The sequence below is a fragment of the Paraburkholderia adhaesiva genome, from assembly GCF_021390575.1.
Taxonomy (GTDB): Bacteria; Pseudomonadota; Gammaproteobacteria; order Burkholderiales; family Burkholderiaceae; genus Paraburkholderia; species Paraburkholderia adhaesiva.
This window is the reverse complement of record NZ_JAJEJQ010000001.1, coordinates 2,770,381-2,792,370: the sequence shown is the minus strand read 5'-3', so window position 1 is coordinate 2,792,370 and position 21,990 is coordinate 2,770,381. Positions and strand designations below refer to the sequence as shown.

Here is a 21,990-nt window from a genome sequence, read left to right as displayed (position 1 = left end):
AAAAGCGCCATCAACGGCGCTTTTTTTCATGGTCAGCGCTTGTCGCGTCGACTTACTGCCGCGCAAGCCGCGCGTTATCCGGCATCGGCATGTTGAAGTTCGTGCGGAACGGATTGATATCGAGCCCGCCGCGGCGCGTGTACCGCGCGTAGATCGCGAGCCGGTCCGGTTTGCACGCGTTCAGGATGTCCACGAACATGCGCTCCGCACATTGCTCGTGAAAGCCCGTGTGGTTGCGATACGAGATGATGTAGCGCAGAAGCCCGGCCTGGTCGATCTGCGGCCCCACGTAATGAATCTGCACGCTGCCCCAGTCGGGCTGGCCGGTCACCGGGCAGTTCGACTTCAGCAGATTCGAGTACAGCGTTTCTTCGACGGGCGCTTCGTCGAAGGCAGCCGTGAGCAGCGACGGATCCGGATGATAGACCTCGGCCTCCAGTTCGAGACGGTCGAGCGAGAGGCCATCGAATTCCTCGAACTGGATCTTGCCGAATCCGCCCGGCTGCTCGAGCCGCACCGATACCGGCGCACCGCAGGCCGCCGTGATATCGCGCTTGAGCGTGTCGCGGACGACTTCGGCGGAATCGAGCTTCGTCTGCGCGAACGAGCCCAGATAGAGCTTGAACGATTTCGATTCGACGATGTTCGGTGAGTCGGCGGGGATGAAAAACGTCGCGATCGCGATCTGCGGCTTGCCGCGCGCGTTCAGCCACGAAAGCTCGTAGGCGTTCCAGATATCGGTGCCGAAGAAAGGCAGTTGCGCGCCGATGCCGATCGCTTCGCGTGCCCCCGCGCGCGGGATCGGGAACAGCAGCGAGGCGTCGTACTGTTCGGTGTAGGCGGCGGGCTTGCCGAGCGGAGATTGTTCGGGAGTCATGATGCGATGGTTACTGTTGCTGCTGCGGCGTTAGCCGGTGTTTTTGCATTCGCCACGCCGCTGGCCACGTGTCCGGTCGCCGTGACCGAGCGGGCCGATTCGCAGTGGCGGATCTGGTCGTCGAAGAAAAAGTCGGGTTCGAACTCGCGCAGGAACGGGCCTTTGTCGAGTCCGCCGAGGAACATCGCTTCGTCGATTTCGATGTTCCATGCCATCAACGTGCGGATCGCGCGCTCGTGCGCCGGCGCCGAGCGCGCGGTGACGAGTGCGGTGCGGATGCGCATCTGCGCGTTGGCGTCCGCGAGCTTCTGCAGGCGATGCAACGCTTCGAGCAGCGGCTTGAGCGGGCCTTGCGCAAGCGGCAACTCGCGGTTGTCGCGCTCGTGGCTCACGAAGGCGCCGAGGCCCTTACTCTGGAAGATCTGTTCGGCTTCGTCGGAAAACAGCACCGCATCGCCGTCGAACGCGATGCGAATCTCGCCCGCATTGCGTCCCGCCATTGTCGCCGAATTTGCGTCGACGCGTGGGAAGACGCGTGCGGCGGGAAAGCCCGCGTCGAGCGCGCCGCGCACGTCATCGGGATTCGCAGAGAGAAAGAGTGACGCATTGAGCGGCTTCAAATATCGCCACGGCTCACCCCCTCGCGTGAACACGCCGCGCTGGATATCCAGCGCATGCTCGCGGGACGAACTGAACGCACGCAGGCCACTGATCGGATCGCTGCGCGAGAGGATCACGACTTCGACGTGATGCGCGGCGTCGTTGAGCGCGAGCAGCTTGCGGATCAGCGCGAACGCGACGCCGGGCTGCGCGGGCACGTTCAGGCGCTCGCGCTGCAGGGCCTGGTAGGCTGCGAGGTCGCCGGTCTCGAAGACGCGGTTTTCCTCCTCGAAATCGAAGAGGGCGCGCGACGAGATCGCGACGACGAGTTTGTCGGAGAGCGAAACGCCCACGATTGCGGCCTCTTATGAGAGAAACAACCGGTACGCCGGATTGTGCGTCTCTTCCCAGTGTGGATAGCCGAGCGTGGCGAGAAAGCGGCGGAATTCGGCATCGTCGGCGGTGGGCACCTGGATGCCCACGAGGATCGAGCTATAGTCCGCGCCCTGGTTACGGTAGTGGAACAGGCTGATGTTCCAGTCCGGCGCCATCGACGACAGGAACCGCATCAGCGCGCCCGGCCGCTCCGGAAACTCGAAGCGGAACAGCCGCTCGTCATGCGCCAGCGGCGAGCGGCCGCCCACCATGTAGCGCACGTGCTGCTTCGAGAGTTCATCGGCGGTGAGGTCCACGCTCGGGAAGCCGTGCTCGACGAACGTCTGCGCGATCTGCTGCGACTCGCCCCGGTGGCGGATCTGCACGCCCACGAAAATGTGTGCGCGCTCGGCATCCGCGATGCGGTAGTTGAACTCCGTCACGCTGCGCGTGCCCACCAGTTCGCAGAAACGCTTGAAGCTGCCGCGCTCCTCGGGGATCGTCACCGCGAACACCGCCTCGCGCGCCTCGCCCACCTCCGCGCGCTCGGCCACGAAGCGCATGCGGTCGAAGTTCATGTTCGCGCCCGAGGTCACCGCCACCAGCGTCTGGTTCGCGATGCCCTCGCGCTCCACATAGCGCTTGGCCGCCGCCACGGCCAGCGCCCCCGCCGGCTCCAGCACGCTGCGCGTGTCCTGGAACACATCCTTGATCGCCGCGCACAGCGCGTCGGTGTCGACCGTGATGACCTCGTCCAGATACGCGTGGCACAGCCGGAACGTCTCCTCGCCCACGAGCTTGACCGCCGTGCCGTCCGAGAACAGGCCCACCTCCGACAGTTCGACGCGCCGCCCGGCCGCGATCGACTGCGCCATCGCGCACGAATCGTCGGTCTGCACGCCGATCACGCGGATCTCCGGGCGCACCGCCTTCACGTAGGCAGCGATACCCGCGGCCAGCCCGCCGCCGCCGATCGGCACGAAGATCGCATGAATCGGGGCCTGATGCTGGCTCAGGATCTCCATCGCGACCGTGCCCTGGCCGGCGATCACCTCGGGGTCATCGAACGGGTGCACGAAGGTCAGGCCCCGCTCCTCCTGCAGGCGCACGGCGTGGGCGTAGGCGTCGCTGTAGGATTCGCCCGCCTGCACGACCTCGACGGTCGGGCCGCCATGGGCGCGCACGGCGTCGACCTTGACCTGGGGCGTCGTCACGGGCACGCAGATCACGGCGCGCACGCCGAGTTTCGCCGCCGACAGCGCCACGCCCTGGGCGTGATTGCCCGCCGAGGCGGTGATCACGCCGCGCTCGAGCTGCGCGGGCGTGAGGTGCGCCATCTTGTTGTAGGCGCCGCGCAGCTTGAAGGAGAACACCGGCTGGTTGTCCTCGCGCTTCAGGTAGACGGCGTTGCCAAGGCGCGCCGAGAGGTTCGGCGCGCGCTCCAGCTCGGTCTCGCGGGCGACGTCGTAGACGCGGGCGGTGAGGATTTTCTTCAGGTAATCGTCGTGGGAGGCCATGCGGGAAGGCGCTTGCGCAATTGGTGACGGGAAAACGTCAATCATAGCGCCAATGACTCGGGCACTGGCGTGGGTAAGGGCCGGACGGACGCTGGCGCTGGCGGGCTGTGCGCGAGGCGGGGCGACGCGAAAACGAAGCGTGTGGGCGGCGAGTGTGGGCGACGAAGCGGGGCGCGGTGCAAAGGGCTGCCCCGTCGAGAAGACTGCTGATACCGGGACAGGAGGCGACGACCACGATCCGCGAGGCTGCGCCGCCGGTACGAATTCCCCGACCATTCGGACGGCGAATCAAGGCGCCGGGCGCCCGGCGTTCTCCTGGCAACGCCCAGGGACGACGGGGAGGCGTCCGGATTTTGCGCCCGACGTCGAAGTCCCGCGTCAGCGCCCTCACCATTGCACGAAAGTGACCTCCGTATGACCCTACGCGCTCTGCGCAGCGCCAGCGCACGGGCGGATCATGCGTTAAAATCCGGTTTTGATAACCAGGATCGGAAGATGCTCTGGCAACCTCGGACAGCCCATTTGATGCCCGTGCGGCGCGAGACCCGCCCCGCGGCGCAGCGGCACGCCCGCCACGCACGATCGTGTCGCGGAGTCTGAGTACCGGGGAACCGTCGGCGTGAGTTGGCGTAAGTGTTGCCGCCTTACCGCCGCTTGTCCCCATCCCCAGAGTCCGCAACCAGTCGCAGGCGGACAAGATTTCAGAATAGCGCCCCACGCGCCCCGTCGGCATCGGCCGGACGGCCTCCCAGCCGTCTGCGCGGTACTGACCCAAAGAGTCGTCCAACCATGAACGCACCTCAAGTTTTCGATCCTAATGGCGCTGCCGCCGCCGTGGCCGCCGACATCGAACCGCGTCTGCGCGAGATTCCCTATAACTACACGTCCTTTTCGGATCGGGAAATTGTCATCCGCCTGCTGGGCGAGGATGCCTGGACGGCACTCGCCGAACTGCGGGCGGAGCGCCGGACCGGCCGCTCGGCGCGTATGCTCTACGAAGTGCTCGGCGACATCTGGGTCGTGCGCCGCAACCCGTACCTGCAAGACGACCTGCTCGACAATCCGAAGCGCCGCGCGCTCCTGATCGAAGCACTGAATCACCGGCTCGCCGAAATCGAGAAGCGTCGCCGCGCCGACCTCAGCGCGCACGGCGACGATGCGGGCGTGGATCGCGCTGCTCGCGTCGAAACGCTGGTCGCTGCCGCGCGCCGTGCGATCGACGCGTTCGCGGGCGAGTTCGAGAAAATGGCCGACCTGCGCCGCCGCGCGACGAAGGTGCTCGGCCGCCGCACGCAGAAGGACAACATCCGCTTTGACGGCCTCGCGCGCGTCTCGCACGTCACCGACGCCACCGACTGGCGCGTCGAGTATCCGTTCGTCGTGCTCACGCCCGACACCGAAGCCGAGATCGCGGGCCTCGTGAAGGCCTGTTTCGAACTCGGTCTCACGGTGATCCCGCGTGGGGGCGGCACTGGCTACACGGGCGGCGCGGTGCCGCTCACACCGTTCTCGGCTGTCATCAACACGGAAAAGCTCGAACAGCTTGGCGCAGTCGAGATGACCGACCTGCCGGGCGTCGATCGCAAGGTTCCGACGATCTTCTCGGGCGCAGGCGTCGTCACGCGCCGCGTGACCGAAGCTGCCGAAGCCGCGGGCTTCGTGTTCGCCGTCGATCCCACGTCGCTCGACGCGTCGTGCATCGGCGGTAACGTCGCGATGAATGCGGGCGGCAAGAAGGCGGTGCTCTGGGGCACGGCGCTCGACAACCTCGCCTGGTGGCGCATGGTCGATCCGGAGGGCAACTGGCTCGAAGTCACGCGCCTCGACCATAACCTCGGCAAGATCCACGACATTCCGGTGGCGCGCTTCGAACTGAAATGGTTCGACGGCGAGCATGCGCCGGGCGAAAAGCTCTTGCGCACCGAACACCTCGACATCGAGGGCAAGCGTTTCCGTAAGGAAGGCCTTGGCAAGGACGTCACCGACAAATTCCTCGCGGGCCTTCCCGGCGTGCAGAAGGAAGGCTGCGACGGTCTCATCACGTCCGCGCGCTGGGTGCTGCACAAGATGCCCGCGAATACGCGCACCGTCTGCCTCGAATTCTTCGGCCAGGCGCGCGAGGCGATTCCGAGCATCGTCGAAATCAAGGACTATCTGTTCGAAACGTCGAAGAAGGGCGGCGCGATTCTCGCGGGCCTCGAACATCTCGACGAACGCTATCTGCGCGCGGTTGGCTATGCGACCAAGAGCAAGCGCAACTCGTTCCCGAAGATGGTGCTGATCGGCGACATCGTTGGTGACGATGCCGATGCTGTGGCCGCGGCCACCTCGGAAGTGATCCGCATGGCCAACGGCAAGAGCGGCGAAGGCTTCGTCGCGATCTCCGCCGAGGCGCGCAAGCGTTTCTGGCTCGACCGCAGCCGCACCGCCGCGATCGCGAAGCACACCAACGCGTTCAAGATCAACGAAGACGTCGTGATCCCGCTCAACCGCATGGGCGAGTACACGGACGGCATTGAGCGCATTAACATCGAGCTGTCGATCAAGAACAAGCTGCAACTCGTCGACGCGCTCGAAGCGTTCTTCAAGGGCGGGAATCTGCCGCTCGGCAAGAGCGATGACGCCAGCGAAATTCCGAGCGCCGAACTGCTCGAAGACCGCGTGCAGCAAGCGCTCGAACTGCTCAAGCGCGTGCGCGCGCGTTGGGAGTTCCTGCGCGACAAGCTCGACTTGCCGTTGCGCGAGGCACAGCACTATCTCGTGCAACTCGGCTACGAAGCGCTCGCGGAAAAATTCGCCGACCGTGCCGACGCGCAACCCGGCGCGAACGTATTCCATGTCACGCAGGACCGCACGGTGCGCGTGTCGTGGAAGCAGGAGATCCGCGCCGAACTGCGCCAGATCTTCAATGGCGGCGAGTTCAAGCCGATCCTCGACGAAGCCCAGGCGATCCACAAGAAAGTGCTGCGCGGACGCGTGTTCGTCGCGCTCCACATGCACGCGGGCGACGGCAACGTTCACACGAACATCCCGGTCAACTCGGACAACTACGAGATGCTGCAGGACGCCCACGCGGCGGTCGCGCGCATCATGAAGCTCGCGCGTTCGCTCGACGGCGTGATCTCGGGCGAGCACGGCATCGGCATTACGAAGCTCGAATTCCTCACGGAAGAAGAGATGGCCGATTTCCGCGCCTACAAGCAGCGCGTCGATCCGCAGGGCCGTTTCAACGCGGGCAAGCTGCTCGAAGGCGCCGATCTGCGCAACGCCTACACGCCGTCGTTCGGTTTGATGGGCTACGAATCGCTGATCATGCAGCAGTCCGATATCGGCGCGATCGCTGAATCGGTGAAGGACTGCCTGCGCTGCGGCAAGTGCAAGCCCGTGTGCGCGACGCACGTGCCGCGAGCGAACCTGCTCTACAGCCCGCGCAACAAGATCCTCGCGACTTCGCTGCTCGTCGAGGCGTTCCTGTACGAAGAGCAGACGCGCCGCGGCGTGTCGATCAAGCACTGGGACGAGTTCAACGACGTCGCCGACCACTGCACGGTCTGCCACAAGTGCGTGACGCCGTGCCCGGTCAAGATCGACTTCGGCGACGTGACGATGAACATGCGCAATCTGCTGCGCAAGATGGGCAAGAAGAAGTTCAACCCGGGCAACGCGGCGGGCATGTTCTTCCTCAATGCGACGAATCCGCAGACCATCAATCTCGTGCGCACGGCGATGATGGGCGTGGGCTACAAGGCGCAGCGCCTCGGCAACGACCTGCTGAAGAAGGTCGCGAAGAAGCAGACGGTGCGTCCGCCCGCGTCGACGGGCAAGCCGCCCGTGGTCGAGCAGGTGATCCACTTCGTCAACAAGAAGATGCCGGGCAACCTGCCGAACAAGACGGCGCGCGCGCTGCTCGACATCGAAGACAACAAGATCGTGCCGATCATCCGCAATCCGAAGACGACGAACGTCGATTCGGAAGCGGTGTTCTACTTCCCCGGCTGCGGCTCCGAACGCCTGTTCTCGCAGGTCGGCCTCGCGACGCAGGCGATGCTGTGGGAGGCGGGCGTGCAGACCGTGCTGCCACCGGGCTACCTGTGCTGCGGTTATCCGCAGCGCGGCTCGGGTCAGTACGACAAGGCCGAGAAGATGGTCACGGACAACCGTGTGCTGTTCCACCGTGTCGCGAACACGCTGAACTACCTGGACATCAAGACCGTGGTGGTGTCGTGCGGCACGTGCTACGACCAGCTCGCCGGTTACGAATTCGACAAGATCTTCCCGGGGTGCCGCATCATCGACATCCACGAGTTCCTGCTGGAGAAGGGCATCAAGCTCGACGGCGTGAAGGGCACGCGCTACATGTACCACGACCCGTGCCACACGCCGATCAAGACGATGGACTCGATGAAGCTCGTCAACGAACTGATGGGCGCGGAAAAGGACGGCTACAGGATCGAGAAGAACGATCGATGCTGTGGCGAATCCGGCACGCTGGCCGTGACGCGCCCGGACATCTCGACGCAGGTGCGCTTCCGTAAGGAAGAAGAAATCCGCAAGGGTGCGGCGAAGTTGCGCGGCATTCCGCTCGTCGGCAATGGCGCGAACGGCGTGCAGCCCGCGACGCGGGAAGAGGCGGGCGGTGTCGGCACCGATCAGGAGGTCAAGATCCTGACGAGCTGCCCGTCGTGTCTCCAGGGGCTGAAGCGCTACAACGAAGACGCCAATATCGACGCCGACTACATCGTCATCGAAATGGCCCGCCACATTCTTGGCGAAAACTGGATGGCGGACTACGTTCAGAACGCGAACAATGGCGGAATCGAGCGTGTGCTGGTCTAATGGCGGCGCAACACGATTTTCGTGATACCAGTTCGGGGGAACGACGATGGCATGCGTATTCTGCGGTGAGGATGGCGGCGACGTGCTGTGGCAGGACGCGCGCATGCGCGTCGTGCTGGCGCCGTCGGAGGCCGATTATCCGGGCTTCTGCCGGGTGATCTGGAATGCGCACGTCGCGGAGTTCTCCGATCTGGCCGATTCCGACCGGGAACACCTGATGCTGGCGGTCTATGCGGTCGAGCGCGCTGTGCGACGCGTGATGCAGCCGTCAAAGGTGAACCTGGCGAGCCTCGGCAACCAGGTGCCGCACGTGCACTGGCATGTCATTCCGCGCTTCACGAACGACGCGCACTTCCCGCTTCCCGTGTGGGCGCCGCGCCAGCGGACGGTCTCCGAGGCGATGCTAGGCCAGCGCCGCGCCCAGGCCACGCTGCTGCGCGACGCAGTGCGTCACGAAATAGAGCAGGCTCTCGCCTGAGCGAAACAAGCCGGCTGGCGCCCGAAGCGGGGCTCGCGCGGCTCGCCAACCGGGCGCACTAGCCCGAGGACGATCATGACTGGATTGAAACCCGATACCCCGGTGCCGACTGGCGTCGTGGTGCACGCGCTTTCGCGCGTCCTGGAACTGCAATACGCGAACGGCGAGAGCTACCGCATCCCGTTCGAGCTGATGCGCGTGTATTCGCCGTCGGCGGAGGTGCGCGGCCACGGGCCCGGGCAGGAAACCCTGCAGACCGGCAAGCGCGACGTCACCATCACGGCGCTCGAGGGCGTCGGCCACTATGCGTTGCAGCCGACCTTCTCGGACGGCCACAACAGCGGCATCTACTCCTGGGACCAGCTTTACGAACTCGCTACGCGCCAGGATGAGCTGTGGGCCGCGTATTTCGAGCAATTGAAGGCAGCAGGTGTTGATCGCGATGCGCCTATGACGCCGCCGCCTGCTGCGCACGGCCACTGCCACTAAGGCTTCCTGTTACGATCCTGCCCCGTCGCCAGCGCGTAAAACGCCGCGGCGAGTATCCTCAAGACAAGACCCCCCGCGAAAGGACCAGCGCGATGAGCAAAACCCACTTCGGCTATCAGACAGTTGACGAACAGGACAAGGCGAAGAAGGTGGCCGGCGTGTTCCACTCGGTTGCCTCCAACTACGACCTGATGAACGATCTGATGTCAGGCGGGATGCACCGCGCCTGGAAGGCTTTCACGATCGCGCAGGCGAACGTGCGGCCGGGCGCGAAGGTGCTCGACATCGCGGGTGGGACCGGCGACCTTTCCATGGCGTTCGCGAAGAAGGCGGGGCCCAAGGGCGAGGTCTGGCACACCGACATCAACGAGTCGATGCTGCGCGTGGGCCGCGACCGGCTGCTCGACCACGGCGTCATCACCCCCGCGCTGCTCTGCGACGCCGAGAAAATTCCCTTTCCGGACAACTACTTCGACGTGGTGACCGTGGCATTCGGGTTGCGCAACATGACCCACAAGGACGCCGCGCTCGCCGAGATGCGGCGCGTGGTCAAGCCTGGCGGGCGCGTGATGGTGCTGGAGTTCTCGAAGGTGTGGGAGCCCCTGAAAAAAGCCTACGATGTTTATTCGTTCAAAGTGCTGCCGTGGCTCGGCGCGCGCTTTGCCGACGACGCCGAAAGCTACCGCTATCTGGCCGAATCGATCCGGATGCACCCGGACCAGGAAACCCTGAAGACGATGATGGAGCAAGTTGGCCTCGATGCTGTCAAATATTACAATTTGTCAGCTGGCGTGGTAGCCTTGCATGTCGGCACAAAGTATTAGTGCGCCTAACAGGCTGTCTTTAAAGGAAATTCGCCCATGTCTGAGCCCCGCGTCAATACTTGCAAAAAGCTTTCAACGCAGTGGGCCAGACGAGTTGGGACGCTGGCAGTGATCGGTGCGCTGGTCGTTGGCAGCTTCATGTCGCTCGACGCAGAAGCCCGGCGCCTTGGCGGTAGCCGCAGCATCGGCAGGCAGTCGTCGACAGCCACGCAGCGCAGCACGACCCCGCCGCCCGCGCAGCCGAACGCCACCCCGAACTCCACCCAGCAGGCAGCCCCGGCCCAGACCGCCCGGCCTGCTACGCCTACGCCGGCGACCGCCGCGCCCAACCGCAACCGCTGGCTCGCGCCGATCGCGGGTCTCGCGGCCGGTCTCGGCATCGCGGCGCTGCTTTCTCACTTCGGTCTTGGCGAAGCGTTCGCAGGCATGTTGGCGAACGTCATCGTCATCGCGCTGATCGCGTTCGTCGTCATCTGGCTCATCCGCAAGTTTACTAACCGCCGGCGTGCAGTCGAGCCCGTGTACCAGACGGGCGGTGGACTGCCGCCGTCGGGCGGCTTGCGCCAGGTCGGCGGGTTTCCGGAAGAGCCTCGCTTCACCGCGCCGCCGACCGGCCAGTACCTCGCGCCTGAAGCCAATCCGCTCTCCACACCGCTGATCGGCGCGGCACCGTCGATCCCCGCGGGCTTCGACACGGAAGCGTTTCTGCGCAACGCGAAGGTCTACTTCGTGCGCCTGCAGGCCGCATGGGACGCGGGCAACATGGACGATATCCGCGAATTCACGACGCCCGAAATGTTCGCGGAAATTCGCATGGATCTCGCGGACCGCGGCGCCGAACCGAACCAGACCGATGTCGTGCAGCTCAACGCCGATCTGCTCGACGTGGCTGACCGTGGCAACGACTACCTCGCGAGCGTGCGCTTCAACGGCCTGATCCGTGAGACGTCGGGCGCCGCAGCGGAGCCGTTTGCGGAGATCTGGAATCTCTCGAAGTCTCGCCTTACTGGCGAGGGCTGGTTGCTCGCGGGTATCCAGCAGGTCGAGTCTCACTGAGTTCACTGAGTCCGGCACCGGGTCTGGATTGCACCCGGGGCCCTGTTGATCTGCGTCATGACACGGGGCCATCACAGTGACGGTCGCTTTATTAGCCGTTCGGCCAGGCCGGCTGGTGCCGCGATCGGGCCTTGCGAACGCTACAATAGGAGCCCGCGCGCGCTTCTGCCCGCGCGGGTTTTCTTATTCCATGCCCGATGACTCTCGCCGCCAAGCCCTTCGCTGCCGCCGTCAACCACCTGCTCGCCCGCGAATCGTGGGCTCGTGAACGCCTCGCTCCTTATGCGGGCAAGACTGCGCGTCTTTCGAGCCCGCCCGTGGTGCTCACACTGCTCGTCCAGCCCGACGGCTATCTCACCGCGGTGGACGAACATGACGCGCAGCACGCGGACGTTGCGCTTTCGCTGCCCATGGGCGCGCTCTCGTCGTTCGTGCAGGGCGGCCAGGCCGGGGTGATGAAGCACGTCAAGATCGAGGGTGACGCGGAGTTCGCGCAGATCATCGGCAAGCTCGCCGAGCATCTGCGCTGGGAGCCGGAGGAGGACCTCGCGAAGCTGATCGGCGACGCAGGCGCGTCGCGCATCGCGTCGCTCGCTCGCACCGCGCATGAGCACGCGTGGCGCACCGGCCGCAACCTTCTCGGATCGGTGACCGAATATCTGCTCGACGAGAATCCGCAACTCGTGCGGCACGCCGAGCTGGACGGCTTCAACACTGAACTTTCCCGCGCGCGCGATGCGCTTGCGCGTGTGGAAAAGCGCATTGAGCGCCTCGAACAAAAAACGGCCTCCGGCAGCCGGGTTACGCCCGTCACGCCGCTGCGTGGCCCGCGCCCGACAACAGGCCTCTAAAACATGCGCATCCTGCGGTTTCTGAAGATTTTCTTTACGGTTATCCGGTTCGGCCTCGACGAAATGATGCTGAGCCGGATCAATGACCGGCGCGTGCGGTTGCTCTTGCGCATCACCACGATCGGCCGCCGCTTCGATCAGCCGCCCGGCGTGCGGCTGCGCCTCGCGCTGGAAAGCCTCGGTCCGATCTTCGTGAAGTTCGGCCAGGTGCTCTCCACGCGCAGCGATCTGTTGCCGCCCGACATTGCGAGCGAACTCGCCCGATTGCAGGACCAGGTGCCGCCGTTCGAATCGAGTGTGGCGATCGCCATCATCGAAAAGGCGCTAGGTGCGCCCGTGGATACGCTTTTCGACGACTTCGAGCGTGTGCCTGTGGCGAGCGCGTCGATTGCCCAGGTGCACTTCGCCAAGGTGAAGTCGGGACAGCACGTCGGCAAGCCGGTCGCAGTGAAGGTGCTGCGGCCGAACATGCGTCCTGTGATCGATTCCGACCTCGCGTTGCTGCGCGACCTCGCCGTGTGGGCCGAGCGCCTCTGGGCGGACGGCAAGCGCCTCAAGCCGCGCGAAGTGGTCGCCGAATTCGACAAGTACCTGCACGACGAACTCGACCTCATGCGCGAGGCCGCGAATGCGAGTCAGTTGCGGCGTAACTTCGCGGGCCTCGACCTGTTGCTCGTGCCGGAGATGTATTGGGAGTTCAGCACGTCCAATGTGCTCGTGATGGAGCGCATGGTCGGCGTCCCGATTAGCCGCGTGGACAAACTGCGCGCGGCGGGCGTCGATATCCCGAAGCTCGCGCGCGAGGGCGTCGAGATTTTCTTCACGCAGGTGTTCCGCGACGGCTTTTTCCACGCCGACATGCATCCCGGCAATATCCAGGTGAGTCTGGATCCGGCGCACTTCGGGCGCTATATCGCGCTCGACTTCGGCATCGTCGGGGCACTCTCCGACTTCGACAAGAACTACCTCGCGCAGAACTTCCTCGCGTTTTTCAAGCGCGACTATCACCGCGTCGCGACGCTGCACATCGAGTCGGGCTGGGTGCCGCCGAATACGCGCGTCGAAGAGCTTGAGAGCGCGATCCGCGCCGTCTGCGAGCCGTATTTCGACCGCGCGCTCAAGGACATCTCGCTTGGCCAGGTGCTGCTGCGCCTTTTCCAGACTTCGCGCCGCTTCAACGTCGAAATCCAGCCGCAACTCGTGCTCCTGCAGAAGACGATGCTGAACGTCGAGGGGCTTGGCCGGTCGCTCGATCCGGAACTCGATCTCTGGAAAACGGCAAAGCCGTATCTCGAACGCTGGATGACCGAACAGATCGGCCTGCGCGGCTGGTACGAGCGCTTCAAGATCGAAGCGCCCCAATGGAGCAAGACGCTGCCGCAACTGCCGCGCCTTGTGCATCAGGTGCTGATGCATCGGCAGGACGGCGGACATCTCGCCAATGACGAGGCGATCCGCGCCATCCTCGCCGAACAACGGCGCACGAACCGCCTGTTGCAAGGTGTGCTGGTGTTTGGCATCGCGGTGGGCGTCGGCATGATGGCGGCGCGGGTGTGGATCGCGTTTGCGGCGGGCGGTTGAGTATTCAGCGCCGCGGCTGAACAGGAGGAGACAGAGATGAGTGAACCGACGCGTCCCACGCAGCCGCCGGGTGTCCCCGAATTCGAAACCCGCGACCCGGCCGAGGCGTCGTTCTGGGACGAGCGCTTTACCCGGGGCTTTACGCCGTGGGACCAGGCGGGTGTCCAGCCGCAGTTCGAGGCGTTCGCCACCGCACACCCCGATCTCGCCGTGCTGATTCCAGGTTGCGGTAACGCGTGGGAGGCGGGCTGGCTCGCCGGGCACAACCGCACCGTGCGTGCGATCGATTTCTCGCCTGCGGCGGTAGCGAGCGCGCGTGCAGCGCTCGGCGAGCACGCGGCAGTGGTCGAGCAGGCCGACTTCTTTGCGTACGCGCCGCCTTTCGCGCCGGGCTGGGTGTTCGAGCGCGCGTTCCTGTGCGCGCTGCCTCCGGCGCAACGCGTACGCTACGCCCAACGCATGGCGGCGCTGTTGAAGCCCGGTGCGCTGCTCGCCGGATACTTTTTCATCGACGAGCCGCAGAAGGGCCCGCCGTTCCCGATGCCCCGCGACGAACTCGACGCGCTGCTCACACCGTACTTCACCTTGCTCGTCGAGGAACCCGGGATCGGTTCGCTGCCGGTGTTCGAGGGCCGCGAGCGCTGGATGGTCTGGTGTCGCAACGACGCGGCAACGCCGGCCACTTGATCGGCTGCCGGGTCGCCCCAATCTCTGGAAAATCGGCCGCAACCCGTTCTCGCCCGGCAAATGCCAGGGCGACGGATCGTTTGCGGCTATAATTCAAGGCTTTGCAAGCTTTTACCCGATTTTCACCAGGACAGAGATCATGCCGATCTACGCTTATCGCTGCGAGTCGTGCGGCTTCGAGAAGGACGTGCTGCAAAAGATCAGCGATGCGCACCTGACGCAGTGCCCGAGTTGCGGCGCGGACGCCTTCCGCAAGCAGGTGACCGCCGCTGGTTTTCAGTTGAAGGGGTCGGGTTGGTATGTGACCGATTTCCGCGGTGGCAATAGCGGTGGTGGCAGTGGTGGCAACGGCGCCGGCACGAGCGCGGCTGCGACCGGCGCGAAGGCGGCAGGCGATTCGGCGTCGGCGTCATCGCCCGAAGCCAGCAAGCCGGCTGGCGACAGCGCCGCTTCGAGCACCTCAGCAGGCGCGAGCACGACGCCCAGCACGGCAGGCGCTACCTGAGAACCCGCGGCCCGGTTGTTGCACACGTGTTGCACGCCGGACCGCACGCACGCTGCGCTGACCCAGCGCGGCCCGCATGGCGGTTGAGATGACGACGAAGAAAGCGACCCTCAAAGCTGTATTCCTGACCGGCCTGCTGGTGCTGGTTCCGCTCGGCATTACGCTGTGGGTGTTGAACCTCATCATCGGCACGATGGATGAGACGCTGCTTCTGTTGCCCGAATCGTGGCAGCCGCGACATTTCGGCATGCGTCTGCCGGGTCTTGGCGCGCTGCTCACGCTCGCGTTCATCTTCGTGGTCGGTCTGTTCACGCAGAACTTCATCGGTCAGAAGCTCGTTAGCTGGTGGAATGCACTCGTGCGGCGCATTCCGGTCGTGGGACCGCTGTACAGTAGCGTCCAGCAGGTATCCGATACACTGCTTTCGAGCAACGGCAACGCGTTCCGCAAGGCGCTCCTGATCGAATACCCGCGCCGCGGCTCGTGGACGATTGCGTTCCTGACTGGTGTCCCGGGTGGTGATGTGGTGAACCATCTTCAGGGAGAGCACGTTAGCGTTTATGTGCCGACTACGCCGAATCCCACGTCGGGTTTCTTCCTGATAGTGCCGAAAAGCGAGGTGATCGAGCTCGATATGAGTGTCGACGTCGCGCTCAAGTATATTGTTTCGATGGGCGTCGTCGCCCCGGCCGCGCCTTCGCGCCGCCCCATCGATCCTCCGCTGTAACACCGGGCGTCGCGCTGCGCGCGGTCCGCTCGTTCAATTCATGCATAACGAAAGACGAACATCATGTCGATGAGATCTGAATACTGCGGTCTGGTGACCGAACAGCTTCTGGGCCAAACCGTTTCGCTGTGCGGATGGGTGCAGCGTCGCCGTGACCACGGCGGCGTTATCTTCATCGACCTGCGCGATCGCGAAGGCCTCGTCCAGATCGTCTGCGATCCGGATCGTGCCGAAATGTTCAAGGTCGCCGAAGGCGTGCGCAACGAATTCTGCGTTCAGGTGAAGGGCCTCGTGCGCGGCCGTCCGGAAGGCACGGTCAACGCGAACCTCACGAGCGGCAAGATCGAAGTGCTGTGCCACGAGCTCGTGGTGCTGAACGCGTCGGTGACGCCGCCGTTCCAGCTCGACGACGACAACCTCTCGGAAACTACGCGCCTCACGCATCGCGTGCTGGACCTGCGCCGTCCGCAGATGCAGCACAACCTGCGTCTGCGCTATCGCGTGGCGATGGAAGTGCGCAAGTACCTCGACGGGCTCGGCTTCATCGACATCGAAACGCCGATGCTCACGAAGAGCACGCCCGAAGGCGCGCGTGACTACCTCGTGCCGTCGCGTGTGAACGCGGGCCAGTTTTTCGCGCTGCCGCAGTCGCCGCAGCTCTTCAAGCAGCTCTTGATGGTGGCGAACTTCGATCGCTACTACCAGATCGTCAAGTGCTTCCGCGACGAAGACCTGCGTGCCGACCGTCAACCGGAATTCACGCAGATCGACTGCGAAACGTCGTTCCTCGGCGAGCAGGAAATCCGCGACCTGTTCGAGGACATGGCGCGTCACGTGTTCAAGGAAACCATCGGCGTCGAGCTCGACGCGAAGTTCCCGGTGATGCCGTACTCGGAAGCCATGAGCCGCTTCGGTTCGGACAAGCCGGACCTGCGCGTGAAGCTTGAGTTCACCGAACTGACCGATGCCGTGAAGGACGTCGACTTCAAGGTGTTCAGCGCGCCGGCCAACTCGAAGGATGGCCGCGTCGCGGCGCTGCGCGTGCCGAAGGGCGGCGAACTCTCGCGCGGCGACATCGACGGCTACACGGAATTCGTGCGCATCTACGGCGCGAAGGGTCTCGCGTGGATCAAGGTCAACGAAGTCGCGAAGGGTCGTGACGGTCTGCAAAGCCCGATCGTCAAGAACCTGCACGACGCCGCAATCGCCGCGATCCTCGAGCGCACGGGCGCGCAGGACGGCGACATCATCTTCTTCGCGGCCGACCGCGCGAAGATCGTGAACGACAGCCTCGGCGCCCTGCGTCTGAAGATCGGTCACTCGGAGTTCGGCAAGGCTAACGGCCTCGTCGAGACCGGCTGGCGCCCGCTGTGGGTCATCGACTTCCCGATGTTCGAGTACGACGAGGAAGAGAATCGCTACGTGGCCGCGCACCACCCGTTCACGAGCCCGAAGGACGAGCACCTGGAATACCTCGAAACGGATCCGGGCCGCTGCCTCGCGAAGGCCTACGACATGGTGCTGAACGGCTGGGAAATCGGCGGTGGTTCGGTGCGTATCTATCAAGAGGACGTGCAGAGCAAGGTGTTCCGCGCGCTGAAGATCAACGCGGAAGAAGCACGCGCGAAGTTCGGCTTCCTGCTCGACGCGCTGCAGTACGGCGCGCCGCCGCACGGTGGTATCGCATTCGGCCTCGACCGCATCGTCACGATGATGGCCGGCGCCGACTCGATCCGCGACGTGATCGCGTTCCCGAAGACGCAACGCGCCCAGTGTCTGCTCACGCAGGCGCCGAGCCCGGTCGACGAGAAGCAACTGCGCGAACTGCATATCCGTCTGCGTCAGCCCGAGCAGAAGGTCGCGCAGTAAGGCGTGCCGCAGTAAGTCGTGTAATAAGCGCGTCAGGCGGCGAGCTCCCAGGCGGGCCGCCGCACAGAACTACGCGAAAACAAAAAAGGCGCATCGAGCGCCTTTTTTGCTTTTTGCGATACATTTTCGTTAGCGGCCCGTGTGAGCGCCAACGCGTGCCGCGAGAATCCACCCACGCACCGTAGCCATGCCGAAGCCGCCGAAGATTCCGGAATCCGTACTCGTCGTCATTCACACACCACAGCTGGATGTGCTGATCATCGAACGCGCCGACCGACCCGGATTCTGGCAGTCCGTGACAGGCTCCAAAGACCACCTGGAAGAGCCGTTTCTCGATACCGCCGTGCGCGAGGTGGCCGAGGAAACCGGCATCGTCGTCGGGCCGGGCGGTGTGGCGGACGCATCGCTTGTCGACTGGCGGCACGAGATCGAGTACGAAATCTATCCGGTCTGGCGGCATCGCTATGCGCCCGGCATAACGCGCAACACGGAACACTGGTTCAGCCTCGAAGTGCCGCATGGCACGCCGGTTACGCTCGCTCCGCGCGAGCACGTTGCGTATCTCTGGTTGCCCTACGAAGAGGCGGCCGCGAAGTGCTTTTCGTCGTCGAATCGCGAAGCCATCCTGCAACTGCCCGGTCGTCTTCGCGAGGCGCGTGCGTGATGGATATCGATCCGCGGCGCGCCGTCCGGTTGCAGGACTTGCTGCTGGGTCGACGCTACCGGTCGCGCTACCGCTACACAAGCGGCAATGATGTGCGCCTGTTCCGCTCGGGGGCGCAACTCTTCGACGCGATGATCCAGCGGATCGACGCGGCCACGCGCGACGTCGCGCTCGAAACCTACATCTTCTACGACGACGATCTCGGCCGCGCGGTATCGGCGGCGCTCCTGCGCGCCGCTGCGCGCGGCGTGCGAGTGCGCGTGATTACCGACGGCATCGGCAGCCCGCGCATCGCGCTCTTCGACGACTGGGTGGCCGCAGGCGTCGAGCATCGCGTCTACAACCCGCATATCTTTGGCCGCTTTGGCTTTTCGCGGACGCACCGCAAGCTCGCGGTGATCGACAGTCAATACGCCTATTGCGGCGGTATCAACGTGGTCGATGACCTCGTGCACGACGACAAGGCGTTGCCGTTCCCGCGATGGGATTTTGCCGTTGAACTGAGCGGCCCTGTGGTCGTAGACGTGCGCGAGGCGATCGAACTACAGTGGCGCCGCATCCGGCTCGGCTTCCGGCCGCCGTTGCCGGCTCCGTCGGCGCAGCCGCGATTTCCCGGCGTGCCCGCGAACGTGAGCTTCATGGCGCCGCATCCCACCGGGCAAGGCACGGGCCGCACCGTGCCAACCGCGGATGACGCGCTGCGCGAACTGGCGCCCGCCGAGCCGCTCAGCCGTGCGGAGCGCATCGTCGAGCGGCTGCGTGCGCGCCTGCGCGCGAGCGTTCGCGATCCACGCACCGCGCGCGTGCCATGTGTGGCGTTTGTCGCGCGGGACAACGTCGTAAACCGGCGCGCAATCGAGCGCGTTTATCTCGACGCAATCGGCCAGGCACGCCACGAAGTGCTGCTCGCCAATCCCTACTTCATGCCGGGGCGGCGGCTGCGGCGCGCGCTCATCGAAGCGGCGGGGCGGGGCGTGACGGTGCGCTTATTGATCGGACGAAAGGAGTTCAAGCTCCTCGATTACGGCGTGCGGTTCCTCTATCGCGCGCTCCTTTGCGCGGGTGTGCAGATCGCCGAATACGAAAAGACCTTGCTGCACGGAAAGGTGGCCGTCGTCGATTCGAAATGGGGGACCGTGGGCTCGTCGAACCTCGACGCGCTGAGCCTCGTGCTCAACAACGAGGCGAACGTGCTGATGGTGCTGCACCCGCAGATCCAGGAACTGCGCGATGCGATCCTGGCTGCGTTCGACGATGCCACGCAGATCGACCGGGCTCACTACGATGCCCGCCCGATGCGCGAGCGGACGGTGAGCTGGCTTGCCTATACGACCTATCGTGCGGTCATGAAGCTGATAACTATCGGCGGCTACGACTAGGCGCGCCTGCCATAAGAAACATAAAGGGTGCAATCGAGAGTTGGTCCGCTTGTGCCTGGCGCCCAACACGACAAAATTGTCAGGCCGGTTAGAAACCGGTTTCTAATAAAGTCCTTGTTGCGCGGACGGCTGCCCATAATAATAGTACGGCCGTTCGCTTTTATTCCGGCCTAAGAACCGGCCACCTCGTTACGGTAAATAGAGCTATGCGAAAAGGCGAACAGACACGAGCCGCGATTCTGGATGCAGCACTCGACCTGGCTAGTCGTGATGGACTTGAAGGGTTGACGATCGGTTTGCTTGCGGAGCGCATGCAGATGAGCAAGAGCGGCGTCTTCGCGCATTTCGGATCGCGCGACGACCTGCAGACCGAGGTGGTGCGCGAGTATCACCGTCGATTCGAGGAAGAGGTCTTCTTTCCGAGCCTGCACGAGCCGCGTGGTTTGCCCCGCTTGCGTGCGATGCTGTCGCGCTGGTTTGAGAAGCGCGTTCACGAAGTCACGACGGGCTGCATCTACATCAGTGGTGCGGTCGAGTACGACGATCGCGCGGACAGCCAGGTGCGCGAGCAGCTCGTGTCGAGCGTCACGACCTGGCGTACCGCGCTGCTTCGGGCGATTTCGCAGGCGATCGAAGAAGGGCATCTGCGCCGTGACACCGATCCCGCGCTGATGCTTTTCGAACTGTATAGCGTGACGCTCGGTCTGCATCACGACGGCCGCTTCCTGCATCTGCCGGACGCCGCCGATCATGCGTGGGCCGCGCTGGAAAAACTGATTCGTTCGTATCAGACCGAAAGCCGCTAACGGCTACAGGCTTGCAGCGAGCGGCGCGAAGTGCGTTTTAGAAGTACCGGACTGGCAACATTCGAACTTTGGAGATAGGACATGGGACAGTACACCGCGCCGCTGCGCGACATGCAGTTCGTGCTGCACGAACTGCTGAACGTGGAAGGCGAAGTGAAGCAGATGCCGAAGCACGCCGATATCGACGCCGACACGATCAACCAGGTGCTCGAGGAAGCGGGCAAGTTCTGCTCTGAGGTGCTGTTTCCGCTGAACCAGGTGGGCGACCGCGAAGGCTGCACGTATGCCGGTGACGGCGTCGTTACCACGCCGACCGGCTTCAAGGAGGCGTACGCGCAGTTCATCGAGGCGGGCTGGCCCGCGCTCGCCTGCGATCCCGACTTCGGCGGTCAGGGCTTGCCGTTGTTCATGAACAACGCACTCTACGAGATGCTGAATTCGGCGAACCAGGCATGGGGCATGTACCCGGGCCTCTCGCACGGCGCCTACGAGTGCCTGCACGCGCACGGCACACCCGAACTCCAGAAAATCTATCTGCCGAAAATCGTCTCGGGCGAATGGACCGGCACGATGTGTCTGACCGAACCACACTGCGGCACCGACCTCGGCCTCCTGCGCACGAAGGCCGAACCGAACGCGGACGGCTCGTATGCCATCTCCGGCACGAAGATCTTCATCTCGGCCGGCGAGCATGACATGTCGGCCAACATCGTCCACCTCGTGCTCGCACGTCTGCCGGACGCACCGCCGGGAACCAAGGGCATCTCGCTCTTCGTCGTGCCGAAGTTCGTGCCGAATGAAGCGGGCGAGCCGGGTGCGCGCAATGGCATCAAGTGCGGCTCGATCGAGCACAAGATGGGCATCCACGGCAACGCAACCTGCGTGATGAATCTCGACGGTGCGAAGGGCTGGCTGGTCGGCGAACCGAACAAGGGCTTGAACGCCATGTTCGTGATGATGAATGCTGCGCGCCTTGGCGTCGGCATGCAGGGTCTGGGCCTCACCGAAATCGCTTACCAGAACTCGCTCGCGTATGCGAAGGACCGTCTGCAGATGCGCGCGCTGACCGGCCCGAAGGCGCCGGAGAAGGCCGCCGATCCGATCATCGTGCATCCGGACGTGCGCCGCATGCTGCTCACGCAGAAGGCCTGGGCCGAAGGCGGTCGCGCGTTCACGTACTGGTCGGCGTTGCAGATCGACCGCGAGCTGTCGCACAGCGACGAATCCGAACGCAAGGAAGCCGCCGACCTCGTCGCCTTGCTCACGCCGATCATCAAGGCATTCCTCACCGACAACGCATTCGAGAGCACCAACCTCGGCATGCAGGTGTTCGGCGGCCACGGCTTCATCTCCGAGTGGGGCATGGAGCAGCACGTGCGGGATGCGCGCATCAACCAGATCTACGAAGGCACGAACACGATCCAGTCGCTCGACCTGCTGGGCCGCAAGGTGCTCGGCGATATGGGCGCGAAGCTCAAGAAGTTCGGCAAGATCGTGACCGAGTTCATCGAAGCCGAAGGCATCAAGCCCGAAATGCAGGAGTTCGTGAACCCGCTCGCCGACATCGGCGACAAGGTGACGAAGCTCACGATGGAAATCGGCATGAAGGCCATGCAGAACCCGGACGAAGTGGGCGCGGCAGCGGTGCCGTACCTGCGCACGGTGGGTCACCTCGTGTTCGCGTATTTCTGGGCACGCATGGCGCGTATCGCGCTCGACAAGGAAGCGTCGGGTGATCCGTTCTACAAGTCGAAGCTCGCCACGGCGCGCTTCTACTTCGCGAAGCTGCTGCCGGAAACGGCCACCGCGATTCGCCAGGCGCGCGCGGGCTCGAAGACCCTCATGGAAGTCGACGAAGCGCTGTTCTAA

General features: G+C 64.3%; 18 protein-coding genes. 15 read left to right on the top strand and 3 right to left on the bottom strand.

Translation table 11 applies throughout. The annotated features are described in order from the left end of the window. Nucleotides 1–52: 52 nt before the first annotated feature. Genes queF through ilvA form a run of 3 tightly spaced genes read right to left on the bottom strand, consistent with a single transcriptional unit; the run spans nucleotide 53 to nucleotide 3,369 of the window. A complete protein-coding gene (gene queF, locus L0U80_RS12650; protein ID WP_233864599.1) occupies nucleotides 53–877 on the bottom strand; it encodes an NADPH-dependent 7-cyano-7-deazaguanine reductase QueF in 825 nt (274 codons plus the stop codon). Beyond that, nucleotides 874–1,830 carry a 5'-nucleotidase gene (locus L0U80_RS12645; RefSeq protein ID WP_233864597.1) on the bottom strand — a complete coding sequence of 319 codons (957 nt, stop codon included), beginning with the start codon at nucleotides 1,828–1,830 and terminating at the stop codon, nucleotides 874–876. Before L0U80_RS12645 ends, queF begins: the two co-directional genes overlap by 4 nt. A gap of 12 nt (nucleotides 1,831–1,842) precedes the next feature. Further along, nucleotides 1,843–3,369, bottom strand: a complete 1,527-nt coding sequence (gene ilvA, locus L0U80_RS12640; RefSeq protein ID WP_233864595.1) for a threonine ammonia-lyase, biosynthetic — start codon at nucleotides 3,367–3,369, stop codon at nucleotides 1,843–1,845. A gap of 789 nt (nucleotides 3,370–4,158) precedes the next feature. On the opposite strand from ilvA, the gene L0U80_RS12635 reads away from it, so the two are divergent. The 15 genes from L0U80_RS12635 to L0U80_RS12565 all read left to right on the top strand — a co-directional run bounded on the left by L0U80_RS12635 (nucleotide 4,159) and on the right by L0U80_RS12565 (nucleotide 21,990). Then, nucleotides 4,159–8,205, top strand: a complete 4,047-nt coding sequence (locus L0U80_RS12635) for a DUF3683 domain-containing protein (protein WP_233864593.1) — start codon at nucleotides 4,159–4,161, stop codon at nucleotides 8,203–8,205. A gap of 46 nt (nucleotides 8,206–8,251) precedes the next feature. Next, complete coding sequence (locus L0U80_RS12630; protein ID WP_233864592.1) at nucleotides 8,252–8,683, top strand: HIT family protein; 432 nt, start codon at nucleotides 8,252–8,254, stop codon at nucleotides 8,681–8,683. Between the two features lie 75 nt (nucleotides 8,684–8,758). After that, nucleotides 8,759–9,172, top strand: a complete 414-nt coding sequence (locus tag L0U80_RS12625; protein ID WP_233864591.1) for a gamma-butyrobetaine hydroxylase family protein — start codon at nucleotides 8,759–8,761, stop codon at nucleotides 9,170–9,172. Between the two features lie 92 nt (nucleotides 9,173–9,264). Next, nucleotides 9,265–9,996 carry a bifunctional demethylmenaquinone methyltransferase/2-methoxy-6-polyprenyl-1,4-benzoquinol methylase UbiE gene (ubiE, locus tag L0U80_RS12620; RefSeq protein WP_233864590.1) on the top strand — a complete coding sequence of 244 codons (732 nt, stop codon included), beginning with the start codon at nucleotides 9,265–9,267 and terminating at the stop codon, nucleotides 9,994–9,996. 36 nt (nucleotides 9,997–10,032) lie between these two features. Next, nucleotides 10,033–11,052, top strand: coding sequence for a Tim44 domain-containing protein (locus L0U80_RS12615; protein ID WP_233864589.1), 1,020 nt, complete (start codon nucleotides 10,033–10,035; stop codon nucleotides 11,050–11,052). Between the two features lie 197 nt (nucleotides 11,053–11,249). Then, nucleotides 11,250–11,903 (top strand): ubiquinone biosynthesis accessory factor UbiJ, encoded by a 654-nt coding sequence (locus tag L0U80_RS12610; RefSeq protein WP_233864587.1) that lies wholly within the window; start codon nucleotides 11,250–11,252, stop codon nucleotides 11,901–11,903. 3 nt (nucleotides 11,904–11,906) lie between these two features. Beyond that, complete coding sequence (gene ubiB, locus L0U80_RS12605) at nucleotides 11,907–13,484, top strand: ubiquinone biosynthesis regulatory protein kinase UbiB (protein ID WP_233864586.1); 1,578 nt, start codon at nucleotides 11,907–11,909, stop codon at nucleotides 13,482–13,484. Nucleotides 13,485–13,520: 36 nt separating this feature from the next. Beyond that, a complete protein-coding gene (locus L0U80_RS12600; protein WP_233864585.1) occupies nucleotides 13,521–14,171 on the top strand; it encodes a methyltransferase domain-containing protein in 651 nt (216 codons plus the stop codon). A 139-nt stretch (nucleotides 14,172–14,310) separates the two neighbouring features. Further along, a complete protein-coding gene (locus L0U80_RS12595; protein WP_233864583.1) occupies nucleotides 14,311–14,676 on the top strand; it encodes an FmdB family zinc ribbon protein in 366 nt (121 codons plus the stop codon). 88 nt (nucleotides 14,677–14,764) lie between these two features. After that, the gene (locus L0U80_RS12590) at nucleotides 14,765–15,403 is read left to right on the top strand and encodes a DUF502 domain-containing protein (protein WP_233864581.1); all 639 of its coding nucleotides are present in this window, start codon (nucleotides 14,765–14,767) and stop codon (nucleotides 15,401–15,403) included. Between the two features lie 63 nt (nucleotides 15,404–15,466). Then, a complete protein-coding gene (aspS, locus tag L0U80_RS12585) occupies nucleotides 15,467–17,272 on the top strand; it encodes an aspartate--tRNA ligase (protein ID WP_233864579.1) in 1,806 nt (601 codons plus the stop codon). 187 nt (nucleotides 17,273–17,459) lie between these two features. Further along, nucleotides 17,460–17,936 (top strand): dihydroneopterin triphosphate diphosphatase, encoded by a 477-nt coding sequence (nudB, locus tag L0U80_RS12580; RefSeq protein WP_233864577.1) that lies wholly within the window; start codon nucleotides 17,460–17,462, stop codon nucleotides 17,934–17,936. Further along, a complete protein-coding gene (gene clsB / locus L0U80_RS12575) occupies nucleotides 17,936–19,315 on the top strand; it encodes a cardiolipin synthase ClsB (protein WP_233864572.1) in 1,380 nt (459 codons plus the stop codon). The genes nudB and clsB overlap by 1 nt, the downstream gene beginning before the upstream one ends. A gap of 206 nt (nucleotides 19,316–19,521) precedes the next feature. After that, complete coding sequence (locus L0U80_RS12570) at nucleotides 19,522–20,121, top strand: TetR/AcrR family transcriptional regulator (RefSeq protein WP_233864571.1); 600 nt, start codon at nucleotides 19,522–19,524, stop codon at nucleotides 20,119–20,121. An 81-nt stretch (nucleotides 20,122–20,202) separates the two neighbouring features. Continuing rightward, nucleotides 20,203–21,990 carry an acyl-CoA dehydrogenase C-terminal domain-containing protein gene (locus tag L0U80_RS12565; protein WP_233864570.1) on the top strand — a complete coding sequence of 596 codons (1,788 nt, stop codon included), beginning with the start codon at nucleotides 20,203–20,205 and terminating at the stop codon, nucleotides 21,988–21,990.